This is a genomic window from Tardibacter chloracetimidivorans, from assembly GCF_001890385.1.
In the GTDB taxonomy this organism is placed as follows: domain Bacteria; phylum Pseudomonadota; class Alphaproteobacteria; order Sphingomonadales; family Sphingomonadaceae; genus Tardibacter; species Tardibacter chloracetimidivorans.
In genome coordinates this window covers 1,381,141-1,398,089 of the sequence record NZ_CP018221.1, presented here as the reverse complement: position 1 = coordinate 1,398,089, position 16,949 = coordinate 1,381,141, and the positions used below count along the sequence as shown (strand labels likewise).

Annotated in this window: 22 protein-coding genes and 1 pseudogene; 17 read left to right on the top strand and 6 right to left on the bottom strand. The window is 64.9% G+C overall.

Going from position 1 to position 16,949, the window contains the following annotated elements:
• Positions 1–50: 50 nt before the first annotated feature.
• On the top strand, positions 51–275 hold the full coding sequence (locus BSL82_RS07310; RefSeq protein ID WP_072596691.1) for a hypothetical protein: 225 nt from the start codon (positions 51–53) through the stop codon (positions 273–275).
• Between the two features lie 9 nt (positions 276–284).
• Here the strand turns inward: BSL82_RS07310 and BSL82_RS07305 are convergent, their stop codons facing one another.
• Complete coding sequence (locus BSL82_RS07305) at positions 285–941, bottom strand: S24 family peptidase (RefSeq protein ID WP_083579092.1); 657 nt, start codon at positions 939–941, stop codon at positions 285–287.
• Positions 942–1,039: 98 nt separating this feature from the next.
• On the opposite strand from BSL82_RS07305, the gene BSL82_RS07300 reads away from it, so the two are divergent.
• The 4 genes from BSL82_RS07300 (at position 1,040) to BSL82_RS07285 (ending at position 3,810) form a co-directional block, all read left to right on the top strand.
• Entirely contained in the window at positions 1,040–1,237 is a 198-nt protein-coding gene (locus BSL82_RS07300) for a hypothetical protein (RefSeq protein ID WP_072596689.1), read from the top strand.
• Positions 1,225–1,569 carry a hypothetical protein gene (locus BSL82_RS07295; RefSeq protein ID WP_072596688.1) on the top strand — a complete coding sequence of 115 codons (345 nt, stop codon included), beginning with the start codon at positions 1,225–1,227 and terminating at the stop codon, positions 1,567–1,569. Before BSL82_RS07300 ends, BSL82_RS07295 begins: the two co-directional genes overlap by 13 nt.
• Before the next feature lie 69 nt (positions 1,570–1,638).
• Positions 1,639–2,640: a DNA topoisomerase IB gene (locus tag BSL82_RS07290; RefSeq protein ID WP_072598660.1), complete on the top strand. Its 1,002-nt coding sequence runs from the start codon at positions 1,639–1,641 to the stop codon at positions 2,638–2,640.
• 18 nt (positions 2,641–2,658) lie between these two features.
• Positions 2,659–3,810, top strand: a complete 1,152-nt coding sequence (locus tag BSL82_RS07285; RefSeq protein WP_072596687.1) for a mechanosensitive ion channel family protein — start codon at positions 2,659–2,661, stop codon at positions 3,808–3,810.
• Here the strand turns inward: BSL82_RS07285 and dgcA are convergent.
• Complete coding sequence (gene dgcA, locus BSL82_RS07280; protein WP_072596686.1) at positions 3,807–4,805, bottom strand: N-acetyl-D-Glu racemase DgcA; 999 nt, start codon at positions 4,803–4,805, stop codon at positions 3,807–3,809. The two genes, BSL82_RS07285 and dgcA, sit on opposite strands and share 4 nt — an antisense overlap.
• A gap of 43 nt (positions 4,806–4,848) precedes the next feature.
• On the opposite strand from dgcA, the gene BSL82_RS07275 reads away from it, so the two are divergent.
• The 3 genes from BSL82_RS07275 to BSL82_RS07265 are packed head-to-tail and all read left to right on the top strand — an operon-like array spanning position 4,849 to position 7,189.
• On the top strand, positions 4,849–5,223 hold the full coding sequence (locus BSL82_RS07275) for a YkvA family protein (RefSeq protein WP_072596685.1): 375 nt from the start codon (positions 4,849–4,851) through the stop codon (positions 5,221–5,223).
• 23 nt (positions 5,224–5,246) lie between these two features.
• On the top strand, positions 5,247–6,233 hold the full coding sequence (gene bioB, locus BSL82_RS07270) for a biotin synthase BioB (protein WP_072596684.1): 987 nt from the start codon (positions 5,247–5,249) through the stop codon (positions 6,231–6,233).
• Positions 6,234–6,259: 26 nt separating this feature from the next.
• A complete protein-coding gene (locus BSL82_RS07265) occupies positions 6,260–7,189 on the top strand; it encodes a cation diffusion facilitator family transporter (protein WP_072596683.1) in 930 nt (309 codons plus the stop codon).
• Between the two features lie 83 nt (positions 7,190–7,272).
• Here BSL82_RS07265 and BSL82_RS07260 read toward each other — a convergent pair whose 3' ends face one another.
• Positions 7,273–7,779 (bottom strand): hypothetical protein, encoded by a 507-nt coding sequence (locus BSL82_RS07260; RefSeq protein WP_072596682.1) that lies wholly within the window; start codon positions 7,777–7,779, stop codon positions 7,273–7,275.
• 285 nt (positions 7,780–8,064) lie between these two features.
• Between BSL82_RS07260 and dksA the strand changes: the two genes are divergently transcribed.
• Positions 8,065–8,538, top strand: coding sequence for an RNA polymerase-binding protein DksA (gene dksA / locus BSL82_RS07255; RefSeq protein ID WP_072596681.1), 474 nt, complete (start codon positions 8,065–8,067; stop codon positions 8,536–8,538).
• A 56-nt stretch (positions 8,539–8,594) separates the two neighbouring features.
• Here dksA and BSL82_RS07250 read toward each other — a convergent pair whose 3' ends face one another.
• A complete protein-coding gene (locus tag BSL82_RS07250; protein ID WP_072596680.1) occupies positions 8,595–8,750 on the bottom strand; it encodes a YdcH family protein in 156 nt (51 codons plus the stop codon).
• Between the two features lie 167 nt (positions 8,751–8,917).
• Between BSL82_RS07250 and BSL82_RS07245 the strand changes: the two genes are divergently transcribed.
• Positions 8,918–9,115, top strand: a complete 198-nt coding sequence (locus BSL82_RS07245) for a YdcH family protein (protein ID WP_072596679.1) — start codon at positions 8,918–8,920, stop codon at positions 9,113–9,115.
• A gap of 69 nt (positions 9,116–9,184) precedes the next feature.
• Here the strand turns inward: BSL82_RS07245 and BSL82_RS07240 are convergent, their stop codons facing one another.
• A complete protein-coding gene (locus tag BSL82_RS07240) occupies positions 9,185–9,658 on the bottom strand; it encodes an Hsp20 family protein (RefSeq protein WP_072596678.1) in 474 nt (157 codons plus the stop codon).
• A 244-nt stretch (positions 9,659–9,902) separates the two neighbouring features.
• Between BSL82_RS07240 and BSL82_RS07235 the strand changes: the two genes are divergently transcribed.
• Positions 9,903–10,325: a DUF1465 family protein gene (locus tag BSL82_RS07235; protein ID WP_237267736.1), complete on the top strand. Its 423-nt coding sequence runs from the start codon at positions 9,903–9,905 to the stop codon at positions 10,323–10,325.
• Positions 10,326–10,339: 14 nt separating this feature from the next.
• On the opposite strand, the gene BSL82_RS07230 is transcribed toward BSL82_RS07235, so the two are convergent.
• Entirely contained in the window at positions 10,340–10,903 is a 564-nt protein-coding gene (locus BSL82_RS07230) for a helix-turn-helix domain-containing protein (protein ID WP_072596676.1), read from the bottom strand.
• Positions 10,904–10,990: 87 nt separating this feature from the next.
• Here BSL82_RS07230 and BSL82_RS07225 point away from each other — a divergent pair, with 87 nt between their 5' ends.
• The 6 genes and pseudogenes from BSL82_RS07225 to BSL82_RS07190 all read left to right on the top strand — a co-directional run bounded on the left by BSL82_RS07225 (position 10,991) and on the right by BSL82_RS07190 (position 16,945).
• The gene (locus BSL82_RS07225; RefSeq protein ID WP_226998661.1) at positions 10,991–11,482 is read left to right on the top strand and encodes a DUF6456 domain-containing protein; all 492 of its coding nucleotides are present in this window, start codon (positions 10,991–10,993) and stop codon (positions 11,480–11,482) included.
• Positions 11,483–11,571: 89 nt separating this feature from the next.
• A complete protein-coding gene (locus BSL82_RS07220) occupies positions 11,572–12,081 on the top strand; it encodes a hypothetical protein (protein WP_072596675.1) in 510 nt (169 codons plus the stop codon).
• The gene (locus BSL82_RS07215; protein ID WP_226998660.1) at positions 12,078–13,385 is read left to right on the top strand and encodes a DNA-packaging protein; all 1,308 of its coding nucleotides are present in this window, start codon (positions 12,078–12,080) and stop codon (positions 13,383–13,385) included. Before BSL82_RS07220 ends, BSL82_RS07215 begins: the two co-directional genes overlap by 4 nt.
• Positions 13,386–13,817: 432 nt before the next feature.
• Positions 13,818–15,700, top strand: a pseudogene (locus BSL82_RS21605) (DUF2460 domain-containing protein); the annotation flags it as partial.
• A gap of 2 nt (positions 15,701–15,702) precedes the next feature.
• Entirely contained in the window at positions 15,703–16,542 is an 840-nt protein-coding gene (locus BSL82_RS07195) for a phage/gene transfer agent baseplate hub protein (protein WP_335743903.1), read from the top strand.
• Between the two features lies 1 nt (position 16,543).
• On the top strand, positions 16,544–16,945 hold the full coding sequence (locus BSL82_RS07190; RefSeq protein ID WP_072596671.1) for a C40 family peptidase: 402 nt from the start codon (positions 16,544–16,546) through the stop codon (positions 16,943–16,945).
• Positions 16,946–16,949 lie beyond the last annotated feature (4 nt).

The following is a 16,949-nucleotide window of genomic DNA, read 5'->3' as shown; positions in this document are numbered from 1 at the left end:
TCCGCGTCGAGCGGAAGAAATAGGGCTGCCGTGCGGCGGATTGCTCCGAAATGCGGCTGAAGGCTGGCATGGGCCACGCGGCCGTGCCAAAGCAGGGTATGATCGACAGGAAAGAAAAGACCGGAACGGGCGGCGGCATTTTCGTCGCGCTGTTTCTGCTGGGGGGCGCGGGGGCAGGGCTTTATCTGGGTGAACCCAGCCTGGGGCTGCTGGTCGGGCTTGCGGGCGGCGTCGCCTTTGCCACGCTGCACTGGTTGATGCGCCGGGGCCGGTAAGGCCGAAACCTAGCTGATCCGGCGGCCCATCCAGACGACGCGGCCGATGACAGTCACTGCGTTCAGGTCCAGCCCCGTCCATGGCGGATAGGCCGGATTGTCGCTTGTGACGGTGAAATCATGGCCGGCCGGATTGACGGCGAGCCGCTTCACCATGATCGCGCCGTCGACCCGAAGGACATAGATGCCGTCGCGCAGCCGGCCGGCGGCGTCCGACGCATCCACCAGAATCTCGTCGCCGTCGCTGAGGGTGGGAAACATGGAATCGCCCGTCACCCGGATCACCGACAGATCGCGCGGATTGCCGAGCGCCATGCGCCTGAGCCAGTCACCGCGAAAGGCGACACTGTCGGTCGCGCGTTCGCGGTCGGCCAGGGCGCCCGGCCCGGCCGAGGCCCCGACGTCGAAGCGGGGGACAAGCACGAATTCGGATGCGAGGGACTCATCCTCCTGCGCGGCGGGTCCCCCCAGTTCTTCCTCACCGACGCCGAAATAGCGCGCGATTCGCTTTCGGTCCCCTTCAGAGAGACGCCGGGGGATGCCGCGCTTGATGAACTGCTGGATATAGGCGGCATTGCGACCGATCAGCCGCGAGATCGAGGAATAATCCTCTCCTTTGGCGCCAATCAGTGCATCCAGCCGCGATCGTACAGCTTCATTGCTCATTATTAACATATATGTCTAGGAAAAATCCTAGACAAGTAGGAAATTTAGCGGAACATAGCGGGAACAGATTCATTTCGAGCATCGCGGAAAGGAGCGACATGAGCCTGCTATGGCAGATCGAGCGTCACCTGAAGGAAACCGGCACGCCGCCGACCCTCTTTGGCCGCAGGGCCGTGCGCGACCCCCGGCTGGTCCATGACCTGAGACGGGGACGTCAGCCCGGACAAAGAATGGAGCGGCGCGTGCTCGCCTTCATCAACAGCCACAACAAGGAGGCGACAAAATGCGACCGGTGATTTCAGGCGTCCAGGGCGCATTGTTGCGCGCCATCCGCCGGTTCCTGGAAGACGAGCGGCAGCAGAGCTTCCCCGCCATGGTGGTGGAGGCGACGGCGAGCGAAGGCTGGGCCAGCGCCACATTCAGCGGGCATCGCCACCGTCTTGAACTGAGTTTCACCGGAGGCGATGCTGCGCGCGTCGATGCGCTGGTGCGCGAGCTTGCGACCGCAGAACTGGTGATGCCGGGCCATATCGTGGCGGACATTTCGCTGATTGAACATGAAATGCGCGACGGCTGCCCGCATCCCACGCACCGCCTGGTCTTCGAGGCATTGACGGTCGCCGATTAGAAGCTTCCCGCGCGGGCAGGAACCCTGCGGGGGTAATCGGGTTTAGGTCGCGTGGCTCATGAACCCGATTTGCCCCTGGCGGCGCTCGTCTATGTCGATGACACCGGAAAGGGGATCACCCGAAAAAAGCATCGGATCGGCTGGGTCTATTTCGACGCGCGAGGCAGGCGAATCGAGGACGCGGAAGAAATCCGGCGGCTGAACGGCATCGGGCTTCCCCCTGCCTATGTGAACTGCTGGTTCTGCCCTGATGCGAACGGGCATTTGCAGGCCATCGGATATGATGCGCGGGGGCGCAAGCAGTACCGCTACCACACCGCCTATCGCGAGGCCCAGGAAGCAAGGAAATACGACCGCTGCCTTCAGTTCGGCGAAGCGCTGCCGCGATTGCGGCGGCAGGTGGAGCGCGATCTGCGAAACGGGCGGGCGGAAAAGAAGACGGTGGTCGCGGCAGTGGTGCGGCTGCTTGATCTGGGCAAGGTGCGGGTGGGAAACGACGCCTACCGGAAATCCAACCGCAGCTACGGCGCGACCACGCTGCTGGACCGGCACGTGCGGATCACGGGGGGTCGCGTGAGGCTGGAATATCGCGGCAAATCCGGAAAGCAGCATCAGGTGACGGTGGCCGATCGCACGCTGGCGCGGGTGGTGAAGCGCTGCCAGGATCTTCCGGGGCAGACGCTGTTTCAGTTCGTGGATGAAGATGGCGCGCGGCATCCAGTCACGTCCGGCGACGTCAACGCCTATATCCGCGATGCGGCCGGAAGCGACTTCACGGCCAAGCATTTTCGCACCTGGGGCGCGAGCGTCATCGCCTATGCGGCGATCGTCGAGGCGGGCGAACAGGGCATTACGCTGAAGGGACTGCTGGAAAGGGTGTCCGCGGCCCTTGGCAACACGCCTGCGGTTGCGCGCAAATCCTATGTTCACCCGCATCTGATCGACATCGCCAAGCTGGGCGAAGGGCCGGGCACGGTGCGGCTTCCGCGCGCCACCCGCTACCTCTCCCGGCACGAGCGGGGGCTGATAGACTTTCTTCAACGGGCGGATAGGGTTAGCAAGGCGGCCTGACACAATCGCGAGGAACCGATGGAGCAAGTTGACCGGCAGATTTCCGCCTTTCGCCAGACATTGGCGGAAAGCTGGGCCTGGCTGGCGAATAACAGCCTCGACATTCTGGGCGGGCTGATCGCAGCGGCGCTGCTGGTCATTCTGCTGCTTGCGGTCCGATCTTTCGGGGCGTGGCTGGGCAGGGAACAGGGCATTTCGACGCTTCGCCTGGTGGTGAGCCGCGTGATCCGCAAAACCCATCTCTGGTTCATGATCGCGCTGGCGGCGCTGGTCGTGGTGGAGGTCGCCGCCATTCCGCCCGCCGCGAGCAACGCCACCCACTTCCTGTTCACCGTGGCGGCCGCATTGCAGGGCGCGATCTGGCTGAGGGAACTGGTGCTTGGCTGGGTGGAGCACCGGGCGGCTGCGGGCGGTGACGAAGAAGGCTCTCTGGCGTCCGCCCTCGGGATCATCCGGCTGCTCGTCTCGATCGCGGCCTTTGCGCTGGCGGCGATCCTCATTCTCGACAATCTGGGCGTGAACGTGACCGCGCTCGTCGCCGGTCTCGGCATTGGCGGCATCGCGATCGGCCTTGCGGCGCAGGGCATATTTTCAGACCTGTTCGCAGCGCTTTCGATCCTGTTCGACAAGCCTTTCAAGAAAGGCGATCCGATCGGCTGGGATACAAGCGTCGGCACGGTCGAGGCGATCGGGCTGAAGACCACCCGCGTCAGGGCGCTGACCGGCGAGAGGATCATCATTTCCAACGCCAACCTCCTCAACAAGGAGGTGCGCAACATGGACCGGCTGGAGCGGCGGCGGATCAGCTTCACGCTGGGGGTGATCTACCAGACGCCGGTGGAGATGCTGGAAAAGCTGCCGAACCTACTGCGCGAAATCGTCGACCGCCATGACAAGTGCCTGTTCGTGCGGTCGAGCTTTCTGAACTTCAACGCCAGCAGCCTGGACTTTGAACTGCTGTTCGACGTGTTGAGCGAGAACTATGACGAGGTGACGGCGCTGCGGTCGCTCGTGGGCTTCGACATCATCCGCATGTTCGCCAAAAACGGATTCGAGTTCGCCTATCCCACGCAGACCACCTTCACCGCCGCGCCCGATGGAACGATGGTCCTGCCCTATCCGGAAAGCGGGCTGGTGATGCAGTTGGACAAGAACGAAGCTGCGACCTAGCCCCAAAGCCGCCGCGAGGCGGGTTCCGCCATTCCATCCCGGAAGCGGATGGCGTGCGGTCGGTCACGCGCGAGCAGCAACGGTCCGTCGAGGTCGACCCAGCGGCTGGTCTGCGCCGCCAGCAGGGCGGGGGCGATGCCGAGCGAGGTTGAAAGCATGCAGCCGGTCATGATCTGCATTCCCGCCGCGCTCGCCTGTGCCGCCAGCTTCAGCGCCTCGGTCAGGCCGCCGCACTTGTCGAGCTTGATGTTGATCGCCTGATAGCGGCCGGCCAGCCGGGGCAGGTCGCCATGATCTTGGCAGCTCTCATCGGCGCAGATCGGGATGGGCGAGCGAAGCCCGTCAAGCAGATGGTCCTCGCCGGCAGGGACCGGCTGTTCGATCAGTTCGACCCCATGAGGACGCAGCGCGGCCGCCTGTGCTTCGAGATCAAGCCCGGCCCATGCTTCATTGGCATCGACGATGAGGCGGGCAGCGGGCGATCCGCGCCGGACGGCGGCGATCCGGTCCATATCGGCATCGCCGCCGAGCTTGACCTTGAGAAGCGCGTAGCCCGCAGCCGCGGCGTTGCGGGCGGTGGATTCCATGACGGCCGGGTCGGCAAGGGAAATGGTATAGGCGGTGGCGAGCGGGCGAGGCGGACCCAGCCCTGCGAGTTGCCATACGGGCCGTAGTGACAGCCGCGCTTCAAGTGACCACAGGGCGCTGTCGAGCGCGTTGCGTGCAGCACCGCGCGGGAGCAGGGTCTGGAGGGCTTCGCGTGCTTCGTTCACGGAGCGCTTGGCGAGCAACGGTGCTGCTTCCCGGATTTGCGCGCAGACGCCTTCCGCCCTCTCGCCAAGATAATATATGGGTGTTGCTTCGCCCTGTGCGGTCCACCCGTCCTGCCTGATGGTGGCGACGACGACATCGACATGCGTCTTTGCGCCGCGCGCGATGGTGAACGTCCCGGCGACGGGAAATCGTTGCGTCCTTGCCAAGACAGTTCTTGCCATTCGCCTCCACTAGCGGTTTGGAGGAAGCCAAGCGAGGAGCGATATGCCGAGCAGCGACCGAATCCATGTGCTGAGAAGGGACGCGCACGCCGTGTGGCTTGCGATCCGCGATCCGCGCACGCCGTGGTATGCAAAGCTGTGGGGCTGGCTGATCGCGGCCTATGCGCTGTCGCCGATCGACCTCATTCCCGATTTCGTGCCGCTGCTGGGGCTGATCGACGATTTGATCATTCTTCCCGCTGGTATATGGGTGTTCGTGAAGCTGGTGCCCGGCGAACAGTTTGCCGAGCATCTGAGGACGGCGGAAATCGCATCGCAGCGGCCGATCAGCCGGGGCGGTGCAGTGTTGATCGTGGCCATCTGGGCGGCCGTGCTTGGACTGGTGGGCTTTTATGTATGGAGCTGGCGCTATTGGTAGCAGCGCCTGTCAGGGGTGATTGGATGAACGAGTCTGTGGTGCGTCATGACTGGGACAAGGCCGAAGTGCTGGCGATGTTCGCCCGGCCCTTCGCCGATCTGATGTTCGACGCGCAAACGGTGCACCGGCAGCACTTTGACGCCAATGCAGTGCAGAAGGCGCAGCTGCTTTCGATCAAGACCGGCGGATGCGCCGAGAATTGCGGCTATTGCAGCCAGAGCGCGAGCTTCAAGACGGGGCTGAAAGCCGAAAAGCTGATGGCCGTCGATGCGGTTATCGAAGCCGCGCGCGAAGCCAGGGCCGGCGGAGCGGAACGCTTCTGCATGGGTGCTGCATGGCGTGAGCCCAAGGACCGCGACATGGACGCGATCTGCGCCATGGTGCGCGAGGTGCGCGCGCTGGGCATGGAAACCTGCATGACGCTGGGCATGTTGACGGACGATCAGGCCGGGAAGCTCGCCGAGGCTGGGCTGGACTATTATAACCACAACCTCGACACCTCTCCCGAATATTACGAAAATGTGGTGTCGACCCGGACCTATGACGACCGGCTCCAGACGCTGGAGCGGGTGCGCAAGGCGGGGATCAACACCTGCTGCGGCGGCATCATCGGCATGGGCGAGACGCGGGACGACCGGGCAGGCTTCCTGATGGCGCTGGCCAATCTGCCGGAGCATCCCGGATCGGTTCCGATCAACGGGCTTGTGCCCGTGTCCGGCACCCCGCTGGGCGACCGGTTGCTTTCAGGCGATTCCGTGCAGATCGATGCGATAGAATTTGTGCGGACGATTGCGGTGGCTCGCCTGATGATGCCGCAATCGGTCGTCCGGCTGTCGGCCGGCAGGGAATCCATGTCGGAAGAATTGCAGGCTTTGTGCTTCCTTGCCGGCGCGAACTCGATCTTTCTCGGTGAGAAGCTGCTGACCACGCCCAACGCAGGCGACGCCAGGGACGAGGCGCTGTTCGAGAAGCTGGGCGTCTATGGGATGAGTCAGATTGCCGCCGAATAAGCGCCCATCCGGCAAGGGCTGACGAGATGACGGGTCATGCCGGGCACGATCATGCGCATGACCATGGCCACACGCACGCCCCCGCAAACTTTGGCCGCGCCTTTGCGCTGGGCATCGGCCTGAACCTTGTCTTTGTCGCCATAGAGGCGGGCTATGGCTTCATCGCCAATTCCATGGCGCTGCTCGCCGATGCCGGGCACAATCTGTCCGACGTGCTTGGGCTGGTGATCGCATGGATCGCCTATGGGCTGTCACGGCTGAGGCCGACCCCGCGTTTTACCTATGGGCTGCGGGGATCGTCGATCCTCGCCGCGCTGTTCAACGCCATTTTCCTGCTGCTTGCAGCCGGCGCGATCGCGCTCGCTGCGATCGAGCGGCTGGGCGACCCGCAACCACTCGACGGCGGGACGATGATTGCGGTGGCAGGGATTGGGATCGTTGTGAACGGGTTCACCGCCTGGCTGTTCATGCGCGGCAGCAAGCACGACCTCAATCTGCGCGGTGCCTATCTTCATATGGCGGCGGATGCTGCGGTATCGGTCGGTGTGGTGGTGGCGGGCGTGGCGATCGGCCTCGCGGGCCTGTTGTGGATCGACCCGGCCATCAGCCTTGTGATCGTGGCGGTGATCGTCTGGGGAACCTGGGGGCTGCTGAGGGAATCGGTTACGCTGTCGCTGGCGGCAGTGCCTTCCGGAATAGATCCCGGTGCGGTGGAGCGGCTGCTGGCCTCGCTTCCGGGTGTCGCCCGCGTGCACGACCTCCACATATGGGCGATGAGCACGACCGAGACTGCGCTGACCGCCCACCTCGTTCTGCCGGACGGGCATCCGGGCGACCCGTTCCTGCATGACGCGGCGGGGCAGCTGGAACATCAATTCCATATCAGCCACGTCACCTTGCAGATCGAAACCGGAGATGACGACGCCTGTGCGCTGTCACCCGCCGACAAGGTGTAGAATTCAAAAAAATGAGACCCCGGGCCAAGGGCGCGGGGCCTCAATTGCTTGAGCCGTGGAATTCACGGCCAGGCGGGGATCGATCAGTTGGACGGGCTCGCGGTCGCCGAACCGGCGGCCTCGGCGCTTGCATCGGTTTCCGCGCCGGTTGCAGCGCCGGTTTCAGGCGTCTGCGTCGCGGCTGGAGCCTGGCTAGGCCCGGCCGCTGCCGCAGCCGCATCGATCTGGGCGGCGGTCATGGCGATGAGCGCGTTCTTTTCCGTGCGGGCAAGGCTGCTCGCCGGGATCAGGACCTCGCTCTTCGTGGTCTTGAGCACGACGTTGGTCGGCTGGCCCGCAGCGTCGGTTTCAACCTTGGTCAGCGTGCCGACCGCCGCGCCCTGGGTGTCCACGACCGGCGTGCCTTCCGCGAGAACGACTTTCCCATCGGCACCCAGCTGAGCAGCGGGCGCCGCTGCGGTCGCGGCCGCGCTTGCGCCGGCCGGGGTGTTGGTTGTCGTGGTCGGCGCAGGTTGTGCCTCCTGGGCGATGGCGGCCGCAGGCAGGGTGAGCATCGCGGCTCCGGCAAGTATATGAGCAAGTTTGGGCATGGTCTCTCCAAGACACTGTGTGTGGTGGGGAGAAGTTTGTAAGACCGACCGGTGATCGCAAGTCCCCGCCTGTCCCTGTGGGGGCGGGACCTGCCAAAAGAGCGACAAGCCGAGCCGTCATCGCACTGGCGGGCCGTTCAATCCCCACCCGGCGGCGGACGCATTATCTGCAAGGCCCGGCTTGTGAAGTCATGTGCCGATGAGTATAGGCCCGCCGAGAGAATCCGTCGTTCAGAGCGGATATCGCACGGATGGGCGGCAGTGCACCTGAGGCGGGAGTTTGGAATGGCCGATATTGACGCTGCATCGGATGTGGCTTCGAAAGACGAAAAGGGGCCTTTCGACGACGTAGTGCTTCCACCGGATTACCGGCCATCTGCTGAGGAGCCTTTCATGAACGAAAGGCAGCTCGCCTATTTTCGGAAGAAGCTGATCGAGTGGAAGGACAGCCTTCTCAAGGAATCCAAGGAAACGCTCGCCACCCTGCAGAACGAATCACTGCGCGAGCCGGATGTGACCGACCGCGCATCGAACGAGACCGATTGGTCGATCGAGCTTCGTACCCGTGACCGCCAGCGCAAGCTGATCTCCAAGATCGACGCAGCGCTGCGCCGCATCGACGAAGGTGAATATGGCTATTGCGAAGTGACGGGAGAGCCGATCTCTCTCGCCAGGCTGGAGGCCCGCCCCATCGCGACCATGACCCTGGAAGCGCAGGAGCGCCACGAGCGGCAGGAAAAGGTCTCGCGGGACGAATAGCAGGTCAGGCCACGGCTTGCGGCGACCGGACAGCGCCCGGCGCCGCGCCCGAGCATCTAAATGCCTACAATTTCCTGTTTTATTCGGAGTTTCTCACGCTTCAATCGTTGAAGCAGAGCTTCGTTGGGGAGTGGACGGCGCGATTCGGAGAAGATGCGTTCGTCCAGTTCGGCATGTTTGGCTGATAGCGCAACGATATGCGCACTTTCCATGGCTTAGTCTCCTGTTGTTGAACGACAGGACCACCGACTAGATCACAAAATTTCGAGCTTGTCTCGGCCTTGTGCGACAAAGCGACTTTGTCTTTTGACAACATGCAGATGGCACGACAGGCAGGGCATGATATGCCACGAAATGAACGAATCGGAGTGGCCCATCGGTGGATGAAGCCGAAATCAGACGCAGAATCGAACTTCTTCAGCAGGAGCATCGCGACCTGGACGCCGCCATCGACGCATTGGGGCTGACGGCCGCGCCCGACCAGCTGCAACTCGCGCGGCTGAAGAAGCGCAAGCTGCTGCTGAAGGACGAGATCAGCCAGCTCGCGGACCAGCTTATCCCCGACATCATCGCCTGAAGCGGTAAATCAGCGCAATGGCGCAGGCAGGAAACGGGGCCGGTGAAGGCCCCGTCTCCTTGTTAGCGCCTAGGCGGCCTCGCGCGAGCTGCCTTCGATAACCGGCGCGGGCGAACTGTCGCTGCCGCCGATCTCGATCTTGCGCGGCTTCTTGTGCTCGGGCACTTCGCGGACGAGATCGATGTTCAAAAGGCCATGCTCATAGCCGGCCCCCGTCACCTTGATCGTGTCGGCAAGCTGGAAGCGCCGTTCAAAGGCGCGCTTGGCGATTCCGCGGTGCAGGAACTGCCGCTCGGCCGTTTCCGGCCCTTCCTGGGCGCGGCCGGTCACGATCAGCACATTTTCCTGCACGGTCAGGTCAAGCTCGTCCTGACCAAAGCCCGCGACCGCCATCGAAATGCGATAGGCGCCTTCGCCCAGCTTTTCGATGTTGTACGGGGGGTAAGCGTCGCCTTCGCCGCGAGTGGCGAAATCGACGAGCCGGTTCAGGTTCTCGAACCCGACCGAGGAGCGCAGCAGAGGCGCAAAGTCAAATGCACGCATGTCCAAATCCTTTCATTCAAGCGACACAGACGAAATTCCCGCAAAACGCCGGGAAAACGCCACGGCCCCTAAAGCGGCGGCCGTGGATGCCGTTGATTTGGGAAGGACCAGACATGTTTCAAGAAGTGCGCCCCCGGGCGTTCGTCAGATTTTTTAACCATGTGCGGTGGGATATTGTATAAGACGCAAGTGCTAGGGGACTGCGGTGCGTACGGAAGCGACTCATAACGGTATTGCCGGAAGATTGATCGACGGCCTTTACGTCGAGGCGATGGTCCTTGCCGATGAGGCCCGTTCCTATTTCGACCGGGGCGGGCTGGAGGATCGGGAGGCGATGTCTCCCGCCGACCGGGTGGCCTTTTCCTGCGAATCGCTGAAGGTGACGACACGGCTGATGCATGTGGTGTCGTGGCTGTTGCTGCGGCGCGCGGCCGATGCGGGGGAACTGCGTCCGGCGGAACTGCAGCAGCCCGCCCGGCGGCTGGGCGATGCGAGCGACACCGATTCGGAAGCGCTGGCCGCCATGCCCGAACGGGCGCGACTGATCATAGAGGCAAGCTGCGATCTGTATCAGCGGATCAAGCGGCTGGATGACGAGATGATGCGCAATGCCCCGGTGACGAGCCCGGCGCGCTCCTTGCTGGACCGGCTGGAACGATCGCTTTAGCGGGCCGATTCCGTCTAAAGTTCCCGGATCAAAGTGGTCGCGACGCCCATCCACGGAGGGGCGGCCACCACCGTCTGGCGGGCGCCGCTGGTGAGCGGGAGCAGATGCAGCTTTCCCTCCTCCCGCCCGATCAGCCGGGCGAACAGGAAGCGCCCGGCAGGGCGCGGCACCAGCACATCGCGATTGATCGCGTCGCCGAAGCGATCGGGCGCCAGCCGCTCCAGCCATAGCAGGTCACCCGCGCGATAATCGCCGATGCTGGCGGTGACGGGCATCGCGAGCGCGCCCGAGGAGGGACGCGGCGGCACAGCGGTTTCAGCCTTTCGCGGTGCATTGACTCCCGACGCGCCGAGAATGGCGACAACCGGCAGATCCTGCCGGTCGGGATGGGTGACGAGTTGCGAGGGGTCCACGCCCAATGCGCCCGCGATGCGGTTCAGCCAGGCCACCGAGACCGTCCGCGTGCCCGTTTCCAATCGTCCGACCGTTTGCGGTGTGGTGGGCGGGTCGCACCGTTCGGCCACGTCCTGAAGGGTGAGCCCCTTGGCTTTGCGGACCTCGCGAATGCAGGTGATCATGGCCGATCCTAACCAGAAAGGTTCCTCTGTCCTACATCCCGCCGTCTGTGGCAACCCCGGTGGACGAAATGCAGACGGGAGAAGGCGGTGAGCGACACGAGGCTTTGCGACGGCGGCGGCAATGGCAGGCGGATTCTGGCGGACCGGGCGCTGGACGACAGGGGCACGCATGTCCGCAACGTGAAAGTGAATCTGGGCGAATCGCCACTCGGATGGTTGGCGGCGCGCGGGAGAATCACGAACCGGCAGCTTGATGCGGGCGAGCAGCTTCGCCGCGACTGGACGGTCGCCAATCTGGGGCCGAGGACGACGATGCGCTGGGACGCATCGCCGGCGAGCGGCAGGCGTGGGCCGGGCGGGGCGATGGACTCGACGCTGGCGCAGATCGAGGCGAAGCGGCGGTTCGACGCAGCCATCGCGGCCGTGGGCCGGGGAATGGAAGATGTGCTGTGGCGCGTCGCCTGCGCCGGAGAGGGGCTGGAAGCGACCGAAAAGGCGCTCGGTTGGCCGACCCGCGCCGGCAAGGTGGTGCTGTGCATCGCGCTGGACCGGCTGGGCGATCATTACGGGATGAAATAACCAATTTGGTTATTGATGCTTGACAAGCGTCACGCTGTTTGGTACAAGACAGGCACGCTGAAGAATTGCGAACAGGCGGCGGCGACATCATGAAAACACGGAAAACGGCAGCCTTCGCGGCTGCTTCGGGCCGTTCGGCATCTTCGCCGGCGGCGCGGCGCAAGCATTTTGTCGAAGTGCTGGCGCAGACGGCAAATGTAACCGAATCGGCAAAACAGGCTGGGCTTGACCGGTCGGCCGTCTATCGCCTGCGGGCCAGGTCGGAAAGCTTTCGCGCCGCCTGGGACGAGGCGATGAACCAGGCGCTCGATGATCTGGAGGCGGTGCTTCTGGAACGAGCGGCGCATGGTGTCGAAAAGCCGGTGTTCTATGGCGGCAAGCCATGCGGGAAGGTGCGGCAATATTCGGACACGCTCGCCATGTTCATCCTGCGCGCCAAGCGGCCGAACACCTACGGCAGGGCGGCGACAGGCGACCCGCAATCGCCGGTGGAGGAGGATGCGGGGAATGCGCGGGAGAAGGTTCAGGGCGCGCTTTTTCGAATTGCCGATCAGTTGGAAGGGGAGGGCGGGCCGGCACCCGATGGTGAGGCCGCGTGACGGCGCTGCAGCTGGCGCGGAAGCTTTGCGGACTGAGGGCGGAGGAGAGGGCGGCGGTCGTCGATGCCGAGATCAGGGATTATGCGCTGTTGCAGCGGAACTGGGCCTTTTGGGCGCGTCCGGAGCAGCTTGCCCCTGATGGAAACTGGCGGACGTGGCTGATTGTTGCAGGGCGGGGATTCGGCAAGACCCGGACGGGGGCCGAATGGGTGCGCGCGGCGGCCGAAGCCAGCGGCGATCTGAGGATCGCGCTGGTGGGTGCAACGGCGATCGACGCGCGCGGGGTGATGGTGGAAGGTGAAAGCGGGCTGCTGGCGACAGCGCCGGCTTCTTCGCGGCCGCTGTGGGAGCCGTCGCGCCGGCGGCTGAGCTGGAAGAACGGGGCGCAGGCCTTCGTCTATTCCGCCGAGGAGCCGGGGCAGTTGCGCGGGCCGGAACATCATCTGGCATGGTGCGACGAGCTGGCGAAATGGGCGCATGCGACGGAGGCGTGGGACAATCTGCAACTCGGCCTGCGGCTGGGGACGCAGCCGCGCGTGCTGGTGACGACGACGCCCCGGCCGGTGAGCCTGCTGAAGGCGATGCTGAACGACCCGTCGGTTGCCGTCACCAGAGGCCGGACGAGGGACAATGCCGACAATCTGCCCAGGTCGTTCCTGGCCCATGTCGAGGCGAGCTATGGCGGCACGCGCCTTGGCCGACAGGAACTGGACGGCGAACTGATCGAGGATGTCGAAGGCGCGCTCTGGACGAGGGCGCTGCTGGAGGAGCGAAGGACGAGGACGCATCCCGGCCTGCGCCGGGTGGTGGTTGGCGTGGACCCGCCTGCGGGCGTCGGCGGCGACGCCTGCGGCATCGTGGTGGCGGGTCTGGCGGAGGACGGCCGGGCGCATGTGCTGGAGGATGCGAGCGTCCACGGCCTTCACCCCGAAGGATGGGCGCGCGCGGTCGCGGCCGCCGCCGGTCGCTGGCAGGCGGACAAGGTGGTGGCCGAGGTGAACAATGGCGGGGCGATGGTGACGAGCGTGCTTCGCTCCGTGGACCCGCTGCTGCCGGTGAAGGCGGTGCGCGCATCCCATGGCAAGGTGACGCGGGCCGAACCCGTCGCCGCGCTTTATGTGCAGGGCAGGGTGTCGCATGTGGGGTGCTTCCCCCTGCTTGAGGACGAGATGTGCGGATTGATGGCGGGCGGCGGCTATGCGGGGCCGGGCCGTTCGCCCGATCGCGCGGACGCGCTGGTGTGGGCGCTGACCGAGCTGATGCTCGGCAGGCGCGGGGCCGAGCCGATGGTTCGGATCGTCTGAGTTCCCGCCTTCGCGGGAATGATGGGCTCTTATGCTTGGAGAAATCGATGCGATGGTTTGGACGCAAGGCTGCGCGCGATGACGCGCGGCCGCATTTGACTCGCACTGCAGTCGCCTGGCTGGGGCTGGCGGCGAGCGAGACGCCCCGCAGCTATGAAGCGCTGGTGCGCGAAGGCTATGAGCGCAACGCCTTTGCCCAGCGGGCGGTGCGGCTTGTCGCCGAGGGCGCGGGCTCTGCGCCCATCGGCTGCTGCGCCGGGCATGAGGATGCGCTGGCGCTGCTGACCGGCACGGCTTCCGGCCGGCAACTGGTGGAGGCGATGGCGGCAGGCCTGATGCTTCACGGCAACGCCTATGTGCATACGATCAACGATGCCGAAGGACGGCCCGCCGAACTGATCGCGCTGCGGCCGGAGCGCGTATCGGTGGAGCTTCCTGCTGCCGGGCGAGGCGGACCCGGTCTATGCGGGCGACATCGACCGGCTGTTCATATCGATGGTGCCGCCGGACTATGGCCCCGCGCCGCTGCCGCTCGCCGGTCCGGTGGAGGCCTGGGCGGAACTGACCGAGATGCGCTGCGAAGGGCGGCGTTCGGTGCTGGCGATCGGAGATACGCTGGTGCCCGAGCATCGACTGCGGATCGCCAATGGCTATGACGACAGCTATGATGTGACGCCCGCGCGGCTGCTGCGCAACGTGCTGCACCTGGGCTATCGCAAGCTCATCAACCATTATGTGGGCATGAGCCATTATTTCCGGCTGGGCTGGAACGCCGGGGAAGGAAGGTTCGTGGCGCAGGCGGCGGGTGATCCGCTCAATGCGCCGTGCCGGAGATGGCACGAGGATTTCGCTGCACGCGCCAAGGCGCTGAACTACAACATCATCTGGTCGCTTTCCTATGAGCTGTTCGACGCCCATCCCCCGGAAAGCTGGAAGCAGCGGGCATGGGACGGCAGTCCGGCATTGACCGGCTGGTCGCCGCCGTCGACTCTGCTGTCGCCCGCCAATGACGACGCGATGGAATATCTGCGGGGCGTGGGCCGGGCGTTTATCGGCTTTTCGGCTTCGGCCGGGCTGGAGCCGCTTTTCCAGATCGGCGAGCCCTGGTGGTGGGTGCCTGCCGATGGGCGGCCGCACATCTATGACGATGCGGCGAGGGCGGCGTTCGGCGGCACCCCCCCGGAGATCCCGACCGTACGGGCGAGCCTTTCGTCTGGCCAGCAAGCGTTGCTCGATCAGGCGGGGGTGCTTCTCGGCGCATCGACGCTGGCGTTGCGCGATGCGGTCAAGGCGGAAGCCCCGGCGGCAAAGGTGATGCTGCTGTTTTATGCGCCGCAGGTGCTCGACAGCGAAGCGCCGGACCTGGTGCGGGCCAACATGCCGGTGGAGTGGGCTGTGCCCGCGTTCGACGTGCTTCAATTGGAAGACTATGATTTCGTGATCGCCGGTGATCCCGGATCATCGGCGCGCGCGTTCGACACGGTCATTGCGCGGCTGGGCTATCCGCCCGACGACCAGCATTATTTTTCAGGCTTTGTGCTGAACGGAGAGGACCGGGCGCTCTGGCGGCTGGTGGACTCGGCAGCGGACGCGGGCAGGCGGCGCGGTGCTGCCGAGACATTCGTCTGGGCCTATCCGCAGGTGGTCCGCGACGGTTTCATTCATTTCGACGAGACGGAGGCCGAGGTGCAGCCCTTCCATGACGTGGCATTTCCGCTGGCGCTGGGCCTGGACGCAGGTGTCGGTCCGGAGTTTTCGACGGCGATCGTGACGACCGGCTCCGGCCGTGAACAGCGCAACGCCGGATGGGCCGATGCGCGCCTGAGCTATGATGCCGGATCGGGCCTCAGGTCGGAAGATGACCTGAAGACGCTGATCGCTTCTTCCGCGCACGGCGGGGACCGGCGGTCGGCTTTCGCCTCCGCGATCCGCTGGACGACAGTTCCGCAGCGCCGGGGGATGAACCCGATGCAGCCGACCAGTGGCTTGGAACTGGCGACGGCGTCCAGACCCGCTTTGCGCTGGTGAAGCACTATGGCCTTTCCGATGATCCGCAGACGCGGCGTATCACGCGGCCGCTTTCGGGCAGCGTGCGCCTGTCGATCGAAGGTGTGGAGCAATTGACGGGCTGGTCGCTGGAGCCGGGTGGCTGGATCAGCTTTGCCGCCGCGCCAGCCGAAGGGCAGGAGGTGAGGGCGGGGTTCCGGTTCGATGTGCCGGTGCGCTTTGCCGAAGACCGGCTGCAACTGTCGCTCGCGGCGTTCCGGGCCGGCGAAATCCCGAACGTGACGTTGGTCGAGATCAGGGAGGACTGAGGGTGGTCCCGCTGGAAACGGAGTTCGCCGCGCGGCTGGCGGCGGACACAACGACATTTGCCTTCTGCTGGCGCGTGGTGCGGTTCGACGGAGTGGCGCTCGGCTTCACCAGTCATGACCGCGACCTCGAGATTGAGGGGCTGGTCTATCGATCAGCGCCCGGAATTGCGCCGTCCGCCATTCACCTGTCGGCGGGCCTTGAGACGGACAGCATGGACGTGACGGGTGCGCTCTCTGCCGATGCGATCACCGAGGCTGACCTTGCGGCCGGGCGATATGACGGCGCGCAGGTCGAGCTGTTCATGACGGACTGGGAAATGCCCGAGGCCGGAAAATTGCCGCTGATGCGCGGCCAGCTTGGCACGGTGAGCCACGAAGACACGGCCTTTTCCGCTGAACTGCGCGGGCCGATGCATGTGCTTGAACGGCCGGTGGTCGAGCTGCTTTCGCCCGAATGCCGGGCAGAGCTTGGCGACCCCAAGTGCAGGGTCGACATAGCTTCACGGTCCGCAATGGCGGAGGTGAGCGAAATTGCAGGTCCGCAGTCGCTGCGCGTTTCCGTCGTCGAACCGGCCCCAAACGCCTTCGGCTATGGCATGGTGCGCTTCCTGTCGGGCGCGAACAGCGGGCTGGAACGGGCGATCCTTTCCTCCGCGAGCGATATGATCCAGCTTTCAGAGCCACCCGCCTTCGCCTGTGCGCCGGGCGATGCGATCGAGCTGCGGCAGGGGTGCGACAAGCGCTTTTCCACCTGCCGGAACCGCTTTGCCAATGCCGCCAATTTTCAGGGTGAGCCGCATGTGCCGGGCAACGACCTGCTTACCCGCTATCCCGGGCTTTGACATGACGGGCGACAAAATCGCGAGTGCGGCGCGGGCGTGCATCGGAACACCGTTTCGCCCGCAGGGAAGGCTCGCCGGAGTCGGCCTCGACTGCATCGGCCTGGCGGCCGTGGCGGTGCGGGCGGGCGGAACCGATGTGGAACCGCCATCCGACTATGACCTGAGCGGAGATTGCGGATCGCGCCTTCCCGACGCTCTGGAGGCGCTCGGCCTGTCACGTGCGGACACGGCCCGCACCGGCGATGTGATGCTGTTTCGGTCCGGAAGGTTGCAGCAGCACCTGGGCATCTGCACGGGTCGCGGCTTTGTCCACGCCCATCTGGGGCTACGGCGCGTGGTGGAGACGCCGTTTCCAGCGCCCTGGCCCGTGCTTGGAATCTGGCGCGTGAAAGAGGGGGGCTGAACAG